General features: G+C 40.2%; 11 protein-coding genes. 3 read left to right on the top strand and 8 right to left on the bottom strand.

Annotated elements, in window-relative coordinates:
- Window positions 1-27 precede the first annotated feature (27 nt).
- Window positions 28-177, top strand: coding sequence for an RteC domain-containing protein (locus GQ47_RS23205; RefSeq protein ID WP_371199636.1), 150 nt, complete (start codon window positions 28-30; stop codon window positions 175-177).
- On the opposite strand, the gene GQ47_RS14720 is transcribed toward GQ47_RS23205, so the two are convergent.
- The 5 genes from GQ47_RS14720 to GQ47_RS14700 form a co-directional block, all read right to left on the bottom strand.
- Window positions 172-5,574, bottom strand: coding sequence for an N-6 DNA methylase (locus tag GQ47_RS14720; RefSeq protein WP_035649901.1), 5,403 nt, complete (start codon window positions 5,572-5,574; stop codon window positions 172-174). The two genes, GQ47_RS23205 and GQ47_RS14720, sit on opposite strands and share 6 nt — an antisense overlap.
- Window positions 5,561-5,998 (bottom strand): DUF1896 domain-containing protein, encoded by a 438-nt coding sequence (locus tag GQ47_RS14715; RefSeq protein ID WP_035649898.1) that lies wholly within the window; start codon window positions 5,996-5,998, stop codon window positions 5,561-5,563. The genes GQ47_RS14720 and GQ47_RS14715 overlap by 14 nt, the downstream gene beginning before the upstream one ends.
- A gap of 230 nt (window positions 5,999-6,228) precedes the next feature.
- On the bottom strand, window positions 6,229-8,313 hold the full coding sequence (locus GQ47_RS14710; RefSeq protein ID WP_035649896.1) for a type IA DNA topoisomerase: 2,085 nt from the start codon (window positions 8,311-8,313) through the stop codon (window positions 6,229-6,231).
- A 5-nt stretch (window positions 8,314-8,318) separates the two neighbouring features.
- The gene (locus tag GQ47_RS14705) at window positions 8,319-9,773 is read right to left on the bottom strand and encodes a DUF3945 domain-containing protein (protein ID WP_035649893.1); all 1,455 of its coding nucleotides are present in this window, start codon (window positions 9,771-9,773) and stop codon (window positions 8,319-8,321) included.
- A gap of 75 nt (window positions 9,774-9,848) precedes the next feature.
- Entirely contained in the window at window positions 9,849-10,163 is a 315-nt protein-coding gene (locus tag GQ47_RS14700; RefSeq protein WP_035650660.1) for a helix-turn-helix domain-containing protein, read from the bottom strand.
- 414 nt (window positions 10,164-10,577) lie between these two features.
- Between GQ47_RS14700 and GQ47_RS22910 the strand changes: the two genes are divergently transcribed.
- Window positions 10,578-11,066, top strand: coding sequence for a Panacea domain-containing protein (locus GQ47_RS22910; RefSeq protein ID WP_051951561.1), 489 nt, complete (start codon window positions 10,578-10,580; stop codon window positions 11,064-11,066).
- A gap of 1 nt (window position 11,067) precedes the next feature.
- Window positions 11,068-11,424: a hypothetical protein gene (locus GQ47_RS14690; protein ID WP_035649890.1), complete on the top strand. Its 357-nt coding sequence runs from the start codon at window positions 11,068-11,070 to the stop codon at window positions 11,422-11,424.
- Window positions 11,425-11,535: 111 nt separating this feature from the next.
- Here GQ47_RS14690 and GQ47_RS14685 read toward each other — a convergent pair whose 3' ends face one another.
- The 3 genes from GQ47_RS14685 to GQ47_RS14670 all read right to left on the bottom strand — a co-directional run bounded on the left by GQ47_RS14685 (window position 11,536) and on the right by GQ47_RS14670 (window position 14,421).
- Entirely contained in the window at window positions 11,536-12,378 is an 843-nt protein-coding gene (locus GQ47_RS14685; protein WP_035649889.1) for an RteC domain-containing protein, read from the bottom strand.
- A 173-nt stretch (window positions 12,379-12,551) separates the two neighbouring features.
- A complete protein-coding gene (locus tag GQ47_RS14680) occupies window positions 12,552-13,427 on the bottom strand; it encodes a helix-turn-helix domain-containing protein (protein WP_035649886.1) in 876 nt (291 codons plus the stop codon).
- A gap of 283 nt (window positions 13,428-13,710) precedes the next feature.
- Complete coding sequence (locus GQ47_RS14670; RefSeq protein WP_035649882.1) at window positions 13,711-14,421, bottom strand: hypothetical protein; 711 nt, start codon at window positions 14,419-14,421, stop codon at window positions 13,711-13,713.
- Window positions 14,422-14,523 lie beyond the last annotated feature (102 nt).

The raw sequence follows: 14,523 nt of genomic DNA, 5'->3' as shown, positions 1-14,523 counted from the left end.
ATTGAAGAAAAAAAAAGAGTTGATGTTTTGGTATTTATGGTAAAAATAGGAGGCAAAGATACTTTTATGAAACTTCAAGCACGGAAAATAAACCGCACCAGATTCCTTGATAGCTTGCGTGATGCCTTGATTAAGAAAATGGATGAACAGGACCAAATCCCAGGAACATTTTTATAATGCTCCACGAGGTATGTGAAGACCTTTTGTTTGTATATTTCTTTCAGAAAAAACCAATGGGGCTTCTTTCAGTTTTTCAGCTTGTTCGGGTAGTTCCTCCTTAGTTTCCGGAGCGATTGATAGCTGTATCTTTCGCTCCAGGGCAGCAAGATCCGTTTTGAGTTCACTCAATCGGCTTTCCTTAGACCAAGTACCGTTTATCACTTCCTGAAGAACAGGTAGATCTTTTTGTATTTCAGTAATCTTCTTTTTTTCCTGTTCGATATAACCTGGTAATTTCTCCAGTGCGTTCATGAAGTTCATAGCGGCGAGCTTTTCATCTCTAGCGATTACACCGTTGTTATAGGTATATTTGATGTTACCCTCGCCCTGTACTAAAAAGCGGTTTACCCGAATATCCACGCCCTCTTTCTCTGATATTTCGGTTTTGACCAACAAGGTAAAACCGTACAAACTGCCGATTTCCTCATACTGACCTCCGGTGCGGGTTTTGTCTGCAAGCTGGTTCAGCTTTTCGCTGATTTGTTTTATATCCGCATTGGGCGATAAGCCTTCCAATTGCACAGGATTAGCAATATTAGAGTCAGAACGATTTTGTATACGTTGTTGTAAGTTTTCCCAATCAAGGCTCATTCGGTTAAGACGTGATTGGGCACTTTCAAGCAATTCTGTGAAATCCTGCAGCTTGTATTTGGCACTGAACTTAGAACGGTTAAACGCCTGCTTTTCGCTTTCCAATCCTCCAATCTGTTTTTCCAGTTTGGCTTTATCCAAAAGGTCTGTATTTCCTGAAAGGATAGCCACGTATTCCGAAAAGTTCATTCCCGATTTTTCGTCCATACTGCCCTCGTCAATGGTCCTTTTGCCGAGATTGTTGTTTTTTAACTGGTTTATGAAAAGTTGCTTATTGTAAAGTAAATTAAACTTATAGCTGTCCAGTGATTTTTCTACGGCGTATATAATGACATCTACTTTGTTGTTGGCGAAGAATTTTGCAATTTCGTTGCCTTTGCGAACAGCTCTTCCGTCACGTTGGGCAAGGTCGCTTGGTCGCCACGGCGTATCGAGATGATGAACAGCAACGGCTCTTCTCTGCGCATTTACGCCTGTTCCGAGCATACTAGTTGAACCAAACAGCACACGGATATTGCCCTCGTTCATACCCTTGATAAGTTCCTTGCGCTGCTTATCATTTTTAGCCTCTTGTATAAAACGGACTTCGTGTGAAGGTACGCTGTGGTCTTCCACAAGTTTGCGTTTAATTTCGGAATACACATTCCATTCATTTGGTTTGTATGTGCCCAAATCGGAAAAAACGAACTGCGTTCCTTTCTGTGCTTTATATTGATAGTAATACTTGGCTATGTTGGCCGCACAATGCGAAGCCTTATTATCGGGGTGGTCATCATACGCACCGCTTACCATTCGCATATCAAGCGACATTTTCCGCGCATAATCTGTCGCAATAAGCATCTTTGCTTTCTCTTCACTTTGCGACAATGGTGGCCTTCCAAGCAACTCGCCATTTCCTGTTTTTGCAAAATCCATCAGCTTTTGAATAAATGCTGATTGATCAGGAGTTGGGGGTATGTTGTACAAAACTTCATTCTTATTTGGTCGGTCAATACCAATATCTTTTGCCGTTCGGTAATCTGTAATTTCCGAATAGAATTGCGCCAGCTCCGGCACTTTAATAAAGTATCGAAAACGTTCTTTTGCCACAATATTATTGGCGACCGAAAATTCATAATCTGTCGTTTTCCTTGCATAGATAGCTGCCCACGCATCAAAAGAATGAATACCTTGTTTTTCCAGTGCTCTTGGTCGTAGATATTTGAATAATAGGTACAGTTCAGTCAAAGAATTACTTATGGTTGTACCCGAGAGAAAGGTTGCCCCCATATCTGTATCGATACGTTCCTGAATAGTACGGATCGCAAACAAAAGGTTCATTGCCTTTTGGCTTCCGTCCACATTGCCCAATCCGGCAACTCTTGTATGTCTTGTATTGAACATCAGGTTTTTGAATTGGTGGCTTTCGTCCACAAACAAATGGTCAATAGCCATCATTTTAAAATCCACTACATCATCTTTGCGGTTTTCAATATCATGTTGTAGGGTTTTGAGCTTGACTTCGAGGTTTTCTTTCCGTTTAATTACTCCGGCAAGCATTCCTCTGGTCACTTCCGTGCCTTGCGATTGCAACGCATCTAGATTTCGTTCTACGCTATCTAATTCGATTTGTAGAATTTCTTTTTGCATTTCGGGCGATTGCGGTATCATTCCGAATTGGTCGTGTGTCAGTATCACACAATCCCAATCGTTGTTTTTAATGTCCCCAAATATCCGTAGTCGTTTTTGGGGTGTAAAATCTTCCTTTCCCGGAAACAGTATTTTAGCGTGCGGATAGGCAGTACGATAAGTTTCGGCAATTTCATGGACATTGCTCTTTAGCCCTATGATCATTGGCTTATGGGCTAATCCCAAACGCTTCATTTCCTGTGCAGCCGTACACATTACCAGCGTTTTTCCTGCGCCTACTTCGTGGTCGCAGATGGCACCGTTGTTCAGCTTTATCATCCAAACAGTATCCTTTTGGCTCGAATACAAATCTTCGATACCCAATGCTTTGCGGTCAAGTCCCGGAAAATCCTGATGGCTTCCGTCATAGTTCGGGCGGACAAAACAGTTAAAAGTGTCATTGTATTGACCCGTCAGCCTGTTTTTAAACTCGTCGTTTTGAGCGTGCAGCCACTCGCTAAAAGCGGCGCGAATTTCGTCGATCTTGGTGTTCGCCATTTGAATGGCTTCCATATCCCGCACCTTGACCTCCTGGTCGCCAACGATTATTTTTTTGGTAATGTCAGGTGTAGTATTGACCAGGGCGTGTTTGAGAAGGGCAATCCCGTCAAAAGTCCGGCTTTCGGCTTTGACAGCAAATTTTTCCCATATATGTAAATTTCCCTGGTGGCACTTTACGAAAAAGTCATCGGAGCTTTCTGAGTAATTTATATGTACATCTGCATCGAACAGATGTGAAGCAAAACGGGCATAAAGGCCTGTGGGTATCCAGCGTTCTCCCAAATTAAAATCGAGTTCCTCAAATTCGATACCTGTTGGTCGGGCTTCCTCCAAAACAATAAGGCTTGCTTGGGCTTTGGTATCTTCAGGATTAATTTCGAGGTAGGCCTTGACCTCATGGGCTTTTTCTACCACATTCCCTGCAATCCAGCGTTCGGATATTTCATATTCCTTTTGCAGAGGATTGTAGTAAATACGACCGTGTAACTCTTCTTTCAAAGCATCGTTGGTCATATTGCTGATTTCAGACATATAGTCCAAATCGACCTTTCCGTATTTGTTCAGCGATGCCGCCAGCGCTTCCTCAGGATTATCTGTTGCTATTGTTAATGTGGAGAAGCTTACAGGATGGCTGAAGATATCAGCTTTGTGTACAACGCCGCCAATTACACGCTCCAAATAAGGAATTTCCTTGCCGGAGCTATCAGTTTTGATGAGCTTGATATTATCGGCATTATTAAGGCTGCCGTATCTTTTGACAAAGGCATCATAAAGGAGGTTAAGGTTTTCCCTTTCTTCTTTTAGTTCAGTATGAAACATTGCCTCTTTATTATAAAGCTCTTGGTAAACATCACGTACACCTATGTACGCTTCGGCTCTTGCTTTCTGTAAAGCCGGCAATTGCAAAGGGTGGAAAACCGCCACGCCGCCTGATGTATCTACATCCTGCAGATGACCGACCCAGCCATTATCTACAACAAGGCTGTCATTGCGATGGAACGATTGCACTTCGCCACTATATGGAGCAGGTTCGGAAATGGCTGGCATATCAGCTTGACTATTACCGCTCGTACTGGAAAACAGATCGCCGATAGCTTCCTCTTTTTTATCTTCTGCTAAGGGATTTTCACTTCTAAGCGCTAGCGTGTACGGCTGCTGTATCGCACTGAAAAGGTCGGTTTGCCGACCTGTTGTGCGGCTCTTTTTTTTAGCGCTTTGCCTTGTGACTTTGGGTTTTCCTTTGGGCTCAACAGTTAACATTACAGGTTTGTCCACATTTTCAAACAGGTCAAAAATGCTTAACTGCTTTGATTCCTGCCGGCTTTCCCGATTGCTTACGGAAGTTGGAACAGATAGCGGCTTTTGTTGACTGTTCACAGGTTCTACAATTTCAGGTGCAGTCGTTGTTTCGATCGGGATTTTTGCTGTAGGCTCAGCGTTACCTTCGCCTTTATATAAACCAAAATTCAGGTGCATTCCAAGATCATCGGAAAGCATTTGTTTCAGGTCTTTAGCAATTCCCTCAAGTCCGTCCTTATGCGTATAGATTAGTGCTGGCTGTCCATAGGCGTCGGTATCTAACTTACGCTTGGTATGCACAATTCTTGTGCTGTCCTGAAAGAGTGCGTTGCCCGGTGTGTTGTATTCTGTCTGTCTGCTTTGACAAAACAGATCTTCCCTTTGGGTCAGACCTTGTTTTGCTTTGTTCTTTTGCAGGATAATCAAATCACTTCCAACTGCTGTTCCTGCGTAATCCGTAAAGAGGTTGTTGGGCAAGCGAACAGCTGAAACCAGATTATTATCCTGCATGAGCGCCCTGCGTATCGCCTCATTGTTCGGACTGTTGAGAATGCCCTGTGAGGTAATGTAAGCCAGCAGACCACCCTCACGGAGCATATCAGCACCCTTGAGAAAAAAGTAATTGTGAATGCTTCGGGATGCCTGTACCTTTGCACCGTCCTTGCTTCGGGAATAGGAAAGGTCGAAAACCGAAGTGTCACCAAAAGGGATGTTACTGGCTACTACATTATAGCTGTTTTGTTCTTTTTCGGGGATTTCCTCAAAGCCGGTAATGCGGATATTGCTTTGAGGATAAAGCAGTTTTAAAATCTTCCCCGTGAGTAAATCCTTTTCATAAGCAGTAACATTGGCTTTTTGATTTTCTGAGAAGGATTGTATAAATGACCCTATACCTGCGGAGGGCTCCAAGAATTTATCAATGTTCAGGCCACTATCACGCAAGGTTGCGGAAATCGCATCTATAACCTCTGGCGGTGTATAAAACGCCGTCAGAACAGAGCTTTTAATGCTATCCACATACCTGCGGTAGTGCTTTTCGTCATCTGAATTTTCTTTTAATAGCTGATGTAGTTCGCGGGTGATTGGAAAAAGGTCATGTTCGGTTTTTCTCCAATTATTAATGTCCATTTCGTTCCCTATGGGGTTCAATACGAATTTAAGACCGCCAAATCCGCTGTATTGCATCATTAGCAGTCGTTCGCCTACGGTGGCTTGTCGTTTCTCCTTTTCCAGTTTAAAAGCAATTCGCAGGGCATCGATGTTCTGTTGGAGATGCTGTTTTTTACTGAAGCCCATGTTCCTGTATCCATATTGCGATTACTCCCGTTATTTCTGTATAGAGCAGGTCAAATTCATAGCTGTACGCGAAGTCATCGGTTAGCTCGTATCGGGAGAAAACAGCCTCGCAGACAGGAAACATTTTTAGGGTAAATGGTCGCAGTTCCTCGTCTGCCATTATGGTATCAAACTCATTGCAGACAACAAGAAAAACAGTGTCAAACCTAGAGAAATTCAGGTTTTCAAACAGGATGTAATTTGCTATTTCACTGCATTGCTCAATAGTGTTTCCCGAACTAAATGCGCCCTGGTACGCATTGGCTGCCCACGAGGAACGCTGTTCGATAAACTTTTGGTCGTTAGCTTTTTCGGGGAAGCTGTTAATTAATAATTCTTGCAGTCGTAATCTGAAATACGATAGGTCTTTTAGTTGTGTGTCCATACTATATTTTTGTTTAGAATTGGCATGAAACCTAAAATTATAGCAGTAAATCAGAAACTTTGCTGAAGTTGAATGATTTGGCTTTGTGTGGCAGAATTTGACGTAATGGATAATAAAAAACCTCTAAATAGTTAGAGGTTTTATGATCGTTTAAGATTTCGACTTGCCTTCCACATATGGAATAAATCAGATTTTTATTTCTATTGTACTTATGATAGGCTTGTTTTTTATTACTTTTTGAAGTTTTTATTTTTGACAAACTCAAAGGAAGTTTCAGCATTATCGTTAAGTATGATGTAAGCATCAAACATCTTTCCTGCCTTGCTTTTCATTCCTTTGATGAGTGAAGTTTTTCCCTTGCTGACAAGGCTATCAATATCGTCTACGCTGATTTGCAAACCGCAGACATTGCGGAACTGTACCCAGCTGCAAGCTTCATCAGGACACTTTACTATTTTGTCACGTATAATGAGCCCGTGGCTTTTACATTTCGGGCAAACGAGTGTTGGCAGGTTATTTTGGGCAATGGAAGTCTGCAACAATTCATAGGTAATAGATGAAGCGTAACTTTCCATTTCCTTTTGAAATGGCCCGGCATCTGATTCGTTGTTTTCGATTTTCTGCAATGCGAGTTCCCACTGGGCGGTCATTGCGACATCTGCTATTTTTTGGTCTTTGACCAATTTATATACCTGCAGTCCTTTTTCTGTTGGTGTCAAAGATTTCTTATCCCTTTGGATATAATGACGGGTAAATAACGTTTCAATTATCGCAGCTCTTGTCGCCGGGGTGCCGATACCAATATTTTGCAATACTTTGCGTTCGTCTACATTTTCAATTTCTTTTCCGGCACTTTCCATTGCCGACAAAAGGCCTGCTTCGGTATAAAGCACAGGCGGTTTGGTTTTCTTTTCCAAAACGGAAGCTTCTTTTATTTTGAGATCATCCCCACTTTTCAACAGGGGTAAATCCTGTATAGGTTCTGTATCATCATCGGAGAAACTGCCTTTAACGGAACGCCAGCCCGCTTCTATAATTTTACAGCCTTTTGCGGTAAAATCATAATGCAATGCCTGTAAACCGACATCCGTTAACTCTTTTATGCAGGCTCCGGAAATGGCTTCGAGTAATCGAAAGGCAATCATATCATAAACCGCATTTTCCTTTGCATTCAGCGCTGAAGGGATTTTATCAGTTATCAATAATCCATGATGGTCCGTCACCCGCAAATCGTTCACGATACGTTTATTAAAACGGCCCCATTTCACTTGAGATGCGGCTTGTTTAATGTTTTCCCTGTTTTGCAATGCTCTTACCAGGCTGGGAATTTCTGTCCACATATCTTCAGGAATGTATTTGCTTCCGGTACGCGGGTATGTGATAAACTTTTGTTCGTAAAGGCTTTGAGAAATGTTGAGTGTTTCTTCGGCAGAAAGATTCAATTTTTTGTTGGCTTCTTTCTGCAAGCCAGTAAGGTCGAACAATAAAGGTGGCTGCTCTGTAACGCTTTTGCTTTCTACCGATGTAACTGTAGCCGTTTCACTGCGCTGAATGGCTTTCAGCGCATCACCGGCAAGTTTTCGATCTTCCCATTTGATTTTTGAGATACTTTTAAAATCTATCAGCTCTTTATTATGTGACAACTGTATCTGCCAATAATTTTTTACCGTGAAACTCCTGTTTTCCAGATAACGTTTGCATATTAAAGCCAGTGTTGGTGTCTGAACTCTTCCGAGTGAATAAACCCCGTTGGCTAATGCAATGGAGAGTGCCTGTGTAGCATTGATTCCCACGATCCAGTCGGCGCGGCTTCTGCCTTGCGCTGCCTGATATAATCCGTTAAATGCTGCTCCGTCTTTGAGATTATCAAAACCTTGTTTAATGGCTTTTTCGGTGAGGGAGCTTATCCAAAGGCGTTCAAAGGGTTTGCTGCATTTCAGGTATTCATAAATGTACCTGAAAATTAGTTCGCCCTCACGTCCTGCATCGGTGGCTACGATAATACTATCGCTGTTTTTAAATAGCTGTTCAATGATTTTCAGCTGCTTTAATGCACCTGTATCGGCAGCATAGCCTTTATCTTTTTTGACTTTTCGGACAGTAAGTAAAAAAGGGTTTGGGAGTATTGGCAGTGATGCTTTGTCAAATCCCGTGACCCCGTAATCTTCTGGCAGTCCCAGCCCTATAAGATGGCCTAGTGCCCAGGTAACAAAATAGCCGTTTCCTGTCAGGTAGCCGTCCTTTTTCTCGGATGCTCCCAGCAAGCCGGCTATTTCCCTTGCTACGCTTGGTTTTTCTGCAATTATTGTTTTCATACCTCTTACATTTTACGCCCTTTCGATTTGGAAGGTGCTTCTTGTGCTTCCTGTTGTTCCTGTTGCTTTCTGTTGTTGGGATTTGCTTGTCCAGATTCCAAGGGCTCTTTGATTTTCTTGGTTGTCTCATTGGTTTTGCCTTCTGAATTAACCGCAGTCTGTGTTTTATGTGCTTCAGAAGGTTTGGCCTGTTCCTTAATCTTATCCGGATTTTGGAAAGAGAAATCCGTTTTATTGGTTTGCTTGTTAAAAGTGATATAACCATTATATTCTTTTCCCTTCTTATCCACCAATCCGCTTACATAAACCGTCTGCCCATCCTTGAACTTTTGATATTGCTCTTTATCCAGTTCTTTGTCCCTGAAAGTTTTCGGAACTTCCTGCGATTGGTTTCGCTGGGTGTCCTGCGTCTGTTTGTTGTAGTTGTTCCTGTCGAACTGGAACTCTACAAAACGCTTGTCGGCATTGAATTGCAACGTTGCATCGAATTGAGTTCCTTTCTTGGAAATCATTCCTTCTAAATAAAGTGGCTTGCCCTCCATTAAGGTTTGTTTCTGCTCATCATTAAGTTTTACACCTTTAAGTTCATCAGGGATTTTGATAAACTCAGTACGTAATGCCACCAGTTCATTGGTGAGCCTGTCCACACTGATAATGGAAGGAATGGTCTCGTTTGGATTTTTTATATTGACCAGATTGACCACACGCCCCATATTTCCTGTTTCTAGCAGGTTGTTCTTGTCTGCCTGGCTGAAGCTATGCCCGAAAAACTCAAAGTTTAGGTTGGGCTCTTTGCGGATTCCATGGATGGCAACCACAACCTGTCCGTCGTCATTCGATTGCAGGGATAATCGGGCATCCATTCTTGTAACGGCGGTTCCCAGGTTTTGACTTACAGGTACAAGTTCATTTGTCTTGTAACCTTTAAGTAGCGGATCGAGAAGGTTCAATTTTTCAAGTTTTTCTTTACTTAATCCTAAGTTATTCATGGTTTCCCAATCAATCTGTTCCGGTTTGTATTTATATTCATTTGTATCCGGTGTGTTTTGCGTTGTTTCCATATTATTTTTATTTTTTTGTTTATGATTCTTTTCTGGTTCTGTCTGCACTTCGTGCTGCTTCATTAACTTATCCCCTTCTGATGTTGGCTGATCTACATTTTTTTGCATCTCTTTTGCCAGATTAACAGTCAACGGTGCGGGAATTTTGAAAAAGGAAAAATTGGTAGGGTTCTTCAGCTGGCTGAAAAAATTAGAAAAGAAGTTGGAAAATAAATCACCTTGCTTATCCACCCGCATGAACTGGTTCTGGTTTTTTTTTGTAGGTTCAACGGTTTCCAGTTTTCCATTTTCATCGATGCCCTTGACAGCCATAATTTTCATTTTCTCTTTATCCAGCACCAATAATATCTCGGATAGCTGTTCTGGAGATTCTGTTTTTTCTAAAATTTGCTCGCTCATAGTTTAAAATTTTAAATTCAATCCCGAAAGTAGAAGAGGTCTTTGCTTCCTGGTGTAAAATGGCATCCGATGGCCTTATTTGTCACTTGCTGGCTTTTTTTTGGGAACCGGAGCTATAAAGCTTTCCCTGACCAACTGGTGTATGTCGGAGAGCTTATAGTAAATTTTCCCGCTGATTGTATAATAAGGCAGTTTGCCGGAGGAACGGTAACGCTGCAGGGATCGCGGACTTATCTTGAGCATCTGCATAATATCCTGATTGTCCAACAACTCTTCTCCGTCAACAGCAGTATGCTGATTTTTACTTGTGCTTACCGCCTCCATAAGGATGTCGAACCTCTCCATGATTCGGTCCATCCACGCCGTGAATTCCATTCTATCGATATTCATAATCAGTATTTTTGGTTCAACATCACAAAATTGAAGCATAAAAAAGATATTCCTTGCCAAGGCCTGCCCATTGGCAGAACAAAAAATTTTAATAAAAAGACAAGGATGTGAATGAGATAGACCTTTTTTTGATCATAAATTCGGTTAAAGTGAACATGGACAGTGAGCTATGGCAATTGGCTGATATGGGATAGAAGAAGGTATAAAGGAGGACGCTCTCTTCATAATTTTTGCACAATTTCTTTAAGAATAAGCTGCCATTTTTAAACCGGTTGCTGTATTGAGGTGTTTTTTTTGCATTTGCCAACCTTTTGACAGTTAATATTTTAAAATAAAATTCATAATCAATATATAATATTTGAATTGTGTATTAGATTAAGTAAATTTGTAACTTGTAATCAAAAATAAATTGTAATGGAAAATGTATATTCAGTGGCGAATGAATTTCTAACACTCGCAGAAAGTTCCAACAAGCAATTAACTAATTTACAATTAGCCAAACTTTGCTATATAGCTCACGGTCTATCTTTAGCAATACTTAATAAGAAAGCTTTTAATGAGCCTGTACAAGCTTGGAAGTTAGGGCCTGTTATTCCCAAACTTTATCATGAATTTAAAGATTTTGGAGGCAATCCAATAGATAGAAAGGCTACTGTATTAGATTTAACAACTTTTCAAAGTAAAGCTCCTGAAGTTCAGGATAACAATTTAAAAAAAGTTATTGCACTGACTTGGAATATTTATAAAGATGTTTCTGGAAACGCCTTAGTTTCAATTACTCACCAAGGCAATACGCCGTGGTCTTTAACATTTGTATCTGGTGAAAACAAGGAAATTAGTGATGAATTGACTTTAAAATACTATAAGAAGTTTATAGAAAATTTAGAGCACGAACTAGCATAATATGAGCGCAAATGTACTCCTTGATGATTTACTGGCGAGGTCTTCAGCTTCACCTTTAGGTGAAGAAAGTGTTCAAAATATTGAACGGGAAAGTTCGCTGACCGCAGAAGATATTAAAGACCGTATACAGGACAGGGATGAAAGAAAAAAGTATGCAAAACAAACTTTTTCCTTTTTAGTTGCCTTTACATTCACAGTTCTTTTAATTGTAATAGCAGTCGGGTTAGATAACTGGATCTGTTTTCATTTATCTGATACAGTCCTAATTACGTTGATCACGACTTCTTTAGCTTCAATTGTCGGCATCTTTGCTATTGTAATGCGCTATCTTTTTAAACAAACATCTAATCTTTCATAAGAAATAAAATTATAATAATTCATTTCATTAAAAAGAAAGCTCGTGATACATATATCACGAGCTTTCTTTTTGAAATAAGGTTAGATATCTGCTTTATACTTTATATTCTGACTAAACGTCCTTATCCATATATTGTTCTAATGAAAATTTAAGATGATCAAGAAATGAAGTTCTTGTGCCGGCCCTGTCCTTCATACGGTGAAAGGAATGATGTACATCGCCGAGCGGTACGCGAAAAAGAATCTGAAAGACAAGCGTAATTTTGCGGATACCAATTTTCCCATGAGATATCACTCCCGAAGCGTAGAGTGCATAAATGAGTTCAATTAGTGCATTTTTTGAGTCTGTCCAAAAAATATCTTTGGTTGAATCATGATTATTCAGCATAGAATTTGAATGCTCCTCTGGATTTATCTTTGTTATCAGATAGGTATAAATTAATTCGTTGGCCATAATCCTGGCAACTTTAGAATCGTAGTAAGTAGAAAACTGGTGGTCGATTTCAAAAACGTAACTGTTGAGTCCATCCCGGTAATTAATTTTTCCTCTTAAAAAATATTCCTCATCTCGGTCAATTCTACCCGATCTGTAATAGCGATAAAAATGACAGCCGCAGACATCTTCTTTAAATTCCTGTTTAAGTGCCTGAAGCTGGTTCATAAAAAATTTCTGGTACATCTTGCCGTTTTTTACCGGACAGATTGTTTCAATTCTGAATACTTTATTATAATAAATCAGCTGTCCTAAAATATAGGGCTTAATGTCACGGAAAAATTGTATCTCGTCGGCTTCATCAGTAAAGCCCTCTTTTAAGATTTGTTCTCTGGTTGTATTCAGCAGCTCATTCAAATAGAGTGTCATCTGATAAGCCTCATCAATCAGATGGGAGGTTTCCCGCGAGATTTGATCTTCCTTATTATGGATTTCGGAAATAATTGTACTCAGTAGTTTCATAGCTCATACGGTTTTAATGTAATACCTTTCAAAAAAACTTATGGACTATATAAACATTACTGTGCTTACTGTACAAATCATGCTATACGATTAAGATGGGGCTATTCACAAGCAAAACCAATTATGAAAAGATATTACGGTCAGTAGATTTACAGTTGGATTATAAGAACGGATTAAAATTTTAGGTTTAAGCGATATTGGGTCGGAGTTAATTTGGTATGTTTTTTAAAAAAATGGCTGAAAGATTGGGGATTTCTAAAATTTAAGTGCTCACCTATCTGGGTAATGGTAAGGTTATCATCTGCCAATAGTATGTAAGCTTCTGATATAATAGCCATTTCAATATAATGTTTGGCAGACATTCCGATAGCATTCCGTAAAGCCTTACCCAAATGGCCCTTGCTGACAAATAAAGCGTCCGCATAAAAGCTTACATCATGGCGTAGTCTGCAATGCAGTTGTACAAGTGTCATAAAGCGCATACTGATTTTTTCAGTGCGACAGTGAAGGTTGATTATATTTTCGCCGTGCTTGTAGCATAGCCCGCTGAATTCATAAAGTATAAGATTGAAATAAAGCAGTACCATTTCTTCCTGAAAAATACTTTCGTTGCTACTAATTTTTTTCTTAAGAAATCCGAAAACCTCTATCAAATAACTTATTTCAGGCTGTGCAAGTGAAATTACAAAAGGTGAGTAGCCGGTAAGAATTTCTATGTAACCGATACTGGATTTTGAGAACTTGTTGGTAATGGCAAAATCCCTTTTACAGGACATAAAGCAGACTTTCAGCGACGGTGTCTGTTTAATTACTTCAGCCGTACTGGGAACTGCATACATATCTCCATGGGAAAGGCGGACCGTTGAAGGACCGTCCATAAAATATATTGTGCCGGATACTACCACTAGGAGAGAAAACCAGTTTGGATTCAGCAGGGTTTTGCGTGACTTGACAGATTTAAAATCTGTCAGATGCAGGACTTTTAATTCTTTTTGCCAGCGTCTATTTTTTAAGATGTCCACGATGTTAGTGTTTTTTATTAATGACATGCCACTCAAAGCGTTTCATCGCTTAGTCAGCTTTTAGTACAGTAGGCGCATAACGCCGTAAAAACAAATAGTATATTGAATAGTGCCGGAATTAGTAAAACATAGACAAAATCATGTGGGTCGGAGCTCTTAAGCCCACCTGCAGCGAGATAACCCACCATTTCATCATAGCTCAGAAGATCTATGATGAAATAAAGGCTACCTACATTCAACATTATGAGCAGAAAACCTGAAGTTATAGCAAAAGCTCTCTCATAACGTCGCAACAGAATTATAATCCAGCTCACTGCGTGGGGTTGTTGCTTTGATATATTTCGACTGTTAATGCCATTTTTACCCCCAGAACCAGGTTTTGCTTTGCACCGCTAACGGTCGCTGCAATACTAGTAACATTGTTTTCCCAGTCCTTATCCTTTCTTTTCTTATCATAGGCTGCATATCGGGTGACTGAAGTAGCAGTTAGGATTATGCGTTTATCCTCATCCGAAAATCCGGTATTGGCGAGAGTACTTGCCTCATAAGAAACAATAACCGAGTGAATATCTTCATAAGGATTAGCAGCAACCAAACTAAGGTTATTTACAAATGTTAGGAAGTTTGCCTTAGCACTTTCACCCATCGTACCTTCTGTCAGCACATCAGTAATAGCATTTTCGTTATTTACTATCCAATTGATTTCTGATAGTCTGCCGGACAAGTTATTACCGCTGGCTAATGGCATCAGCTCAGGGTGCGCAGATGAAACCGAATCAATTAGAATAGCGATCTCTTCAATAGATTGGGAATTAAAGTCGGTTTCGTTGATAATCCCTAGAATTTGATTATGGATACTTCCTGCAATATCGAATGGATTCGCTGGATTACCAGGCTCAATGCCGAATTTTTTTGCACTTTCTGTTCTATGGGCAGTTTCCGTAATCTCAGCGGTATAATCATCTGAGCAGGCAATAGTGAATAAGGGCAGGATTGCCAACAATACTTTTAAATTTTTCATGTGTACTAGTGTTAAATGTGACTGATTACTTTTTTTTCGTCAGTTCATTTTTCACCTCGAGGGAAAGCAGAACGTTGCTGGTTTTAAACCATACTTTGCTTT

This window comes from Flavobacterium sp. ASV13 (genome assembly GCF_000745775.1).
GTDB lineage: Bacteria > Bacteroidota > Bacteroidia > Flavobacteriales > Flavobacteriaceae > Flavobacterium.
Note: the sequence above shows the minus strand (reverse complement) of the source record. Positions and strands in the feature narration are given on the sequence as shown.